Raw genomic sequence first — 2587 nt, 5'->3', positions numbered from 1 at the left:
CTGGTCTGCAACGGAGTCAATTTGATTCGTCATGAAAGCGACAGGCTTTGGCTTGGAGCAACCCTGGAACCAGGAAAGGAGCCTTCCGCTGAGGAGACTTCGATCATGAGGCGATTGGATGGCCTGGCACCGAACTGGCTGCAACAGGCCAAGGTCGTTGATCAATGGCATGGCCTCAGGGCCAGACCCTCTGGGCGGCCAGCTCCCTTGCTTGAGGTTTTGGAGCCAGGCTTAATCCTGGCTAGTGGTCATTATCGAAACGGGGTTCTTCTGACACCTGCTACGGCAGACTGGGTTGGTCAGCAAATTATGACGACTCCAACGATTCCAGACTCCTGACCTTGTCTCAACTCGATCTTTATTGGTCTTTGCCACCTCAGATATAGAGATGACATGCAAGTAAATCGCCCACTCGACCTCATAGGTCGCCGTTTCTTGAACCGCTCCGGCACTGCACTGATCGGCATTGCAGCCGCTTGCAGTCTTACTGCCTGCTCGTCGAGCGATCAGGGAACTGGCAAACAACAAGGCCGTCTCTCCGCTGCAGGGGCATCGTTTCCGGCGGCGATTTACCAGCGCTGGTTCCAGGATCTGGCACCTCAAGGAATCCAGGTCAACTATCAATCCGTTGGATCCGGAGCAGGAGTCCGTCAATTCACGGCAGGCACGATTGATTTCGGGGCTTCTGACAAGCCCATGCAAACCGAAGCTATTACCAAAGTGAGTCGCGGCGTCGTCCAAGTTCCGATGACAGCGGGTGCCATTGCTGTGGCGTATCACAATCCCGGCTGTGAATTGAAGCTCACCCGTGAACAACTGGCTGGAATCTTTTTAGGCACCATCAGCAACTACAGCGCATTGGGCTGCCCAGACAAAGCCATCAAGGTGGTCTATCGCTCTGATGGCTCTGGCACGACGTACAACTTCACCAAGCACCTCTCTGCCATTAGTCCGGAATGGAAAAACAGTGTTGGCGCGAGCAAATCCGTGCAATGGCCTACGGGTGTGGGAGCCAGAGGCAATGAAGGTGTCGCTGCCCAACTCACCCAGATCGATGGCGGCGTGGGCTACGTCGAGCTCGCCTACGTCAAAGGCGATCTACAGGCGGCAGCCATTCAAAACGGATCCGGAAAAAAGGTGACGCCAACCAATGCCACAGCAAGTAGAGCCCTGGGTTCGATCGATCTAGGACCCGATCTGATTGGTAGCAATGCCAACCCAATGCACGGTTATCCCATCGTGACCTTCTCGTGGGTGCTTGCTTACGCCACCGGGAACGGAAGCAACACAGCTGTACTCAAATCAACATTCGATTACATGTTGTCTGAGGAATCACAGGCGAAAGCACCTGAGCTGGGCTACATCTCCCTTCCCCCAGAGGTGATCGTTCAAGCCAAGGCAGCAGCTAACACGATCAAGGAATAACAGAAATCAACTGGATAAAGACACAAAAAAGGGGGACTAAAGCCCCCTTTTATATTCTTATTGGATCAAAAACCAAGACCTGAGTTACTTAGTTTCAGTAAATTCGGCATCGATAACATCATCTCCAGCATTACTAGATCCATCAGCAGAGTTACCAGAAGCAGCACCCTCCTCACCGGAAGCTGCTGCTTCTGCACCCGCCTGTTGGTAGACAGATGCACCAACGGTGTAGAGCTCTTGCTGTAGCTCTTCAAGAAGAGTCTTCATCGAGTCAAAGTCCTCTTTTTCCGTTGCTTCCTTGAGCTTGGTGGACTTCTCTTCAACCTTGGCCTTGGCCTCAGCATCAACTTTGTCGCCCAGTTCAGCCAACTGCTTTTCAGCCTGATACACGAGAGTTTCAGCCTGATTCTTCAGGTCGATCTTCTCGCGCTTCTCCTTATCAGCACTGGCATTACTCTCGGCATCCTTCACCATCTTCTCGACTTCATTGTCAGAGAGAGTGGAGGCTCCGGTGATCGAAATCGACTGCTCTTTGCCGCTGCCCTTGTCCTTCGCAGTCACGCTCAAGATGCCGTTGGCGTCAATATCGAACGTGACTTCGATCTGAGGCACACCGCGAGGGGCGGCAGGAATCCCATCGAGACGGAAGGTCCCCAAACTCTTGTTGTCTGAGGCCATCTCGCGCTCACCCTGGAGCACGTGAATCTCAACGTTGGTTTGACCATCCACAGCAGTGGAATAAGTCTCTGATTTTTTGGTTGGAACGGTGGTGTTCCTCGTGATCATTTTTGTCATCACACCGCCAAGCGTCTCGACGCCCAGGGATAGGGGTGTGACGTCCAGCAGCAAGATGTCCTTGACTTCTCCAGCCAACACACCGCCTTGAATGGCGGCTCCAATCGCCACCACCTCATCAGGGTTCACGGTCTGATTGGGGTCCTTGCCGGTAGTGCGCTTCACAAGCTCAAGGACAGCTGGGATCCGAGTGGATCCACCCACCATCACAATCTCGTCAAGCTCACTCGATGAAAGCTTGGCGTCTTTCAAAGCTTGCTCAACCGGGATGCGACAACGATCGATCAACGTGGAAGCCAGCTCCTCAAACTTGCCGCGTGTCAGGGTGAGATCAAGGTGCTTAGGGCCTTCCGGAGTCGCCGTAATA

General features: G+C 53.5%; 3 protein-coding genes. 2 read left to right on the top strand and 1 reads right to left on the bottom strand.

Annotated features, from left to right (window positions below):
* Together NCN04_RS10465 and pstS are read left to right on the top strand one after the other, a co-directional pair.
* On the top strand, positions 1-339 hold a 339-nt coding region (locus NCN04_RS10465), incomplete at its 5' end, for an FAD-dependent oxidoreductase (RefSeq protein WP_250396062.1).
* Between the two features lie 54 nt (positions 340-393).
* Positions 394-1425, top strand: a complete 1032-nt coding sequence (pstS, locus tag NCN04_RS10460; RefSeq protein WP_250396061.1) for a phosphate ABC transporter substrate-binding protein PstS — start codon at positions 394-396, stop codon at positions 1423-1425.
* A gap of 84 nt (positions 1426-1509) precedes the next feature.
* On the opposite strand, the gene NCN04_RS10455 is transcribed toward pstS, so the two are convergent.
* Positions 1510-2587 (bottom strand): Hsp70 family protein (locus NCN04_RS10455; protein ID WP_250396060.1); only part of this gene is annotated, 1078 nt, incomplete at its 5' end.

It is taken from the genome of Synechococcus sp. MU1655 (assembly GCF_023630655.1).
Lineage (GTDB): Bacteria > Cyanobacteriota > Cyanobacteriia > PCC-6307 > Cyanobiaceae > Synechococcus_C.
This window is presented reverse-complemented; position numbering and strand designations above follow the sequence as displayed.

Coding starts and splice junctions, on each gene's coding strand:
- pstS (WP_250396061.1), top strand. CDS start 394: ATGCAAGTAAATCGCCCACTCGACCTCATAGGTCGCCGTTTCTTGAAC.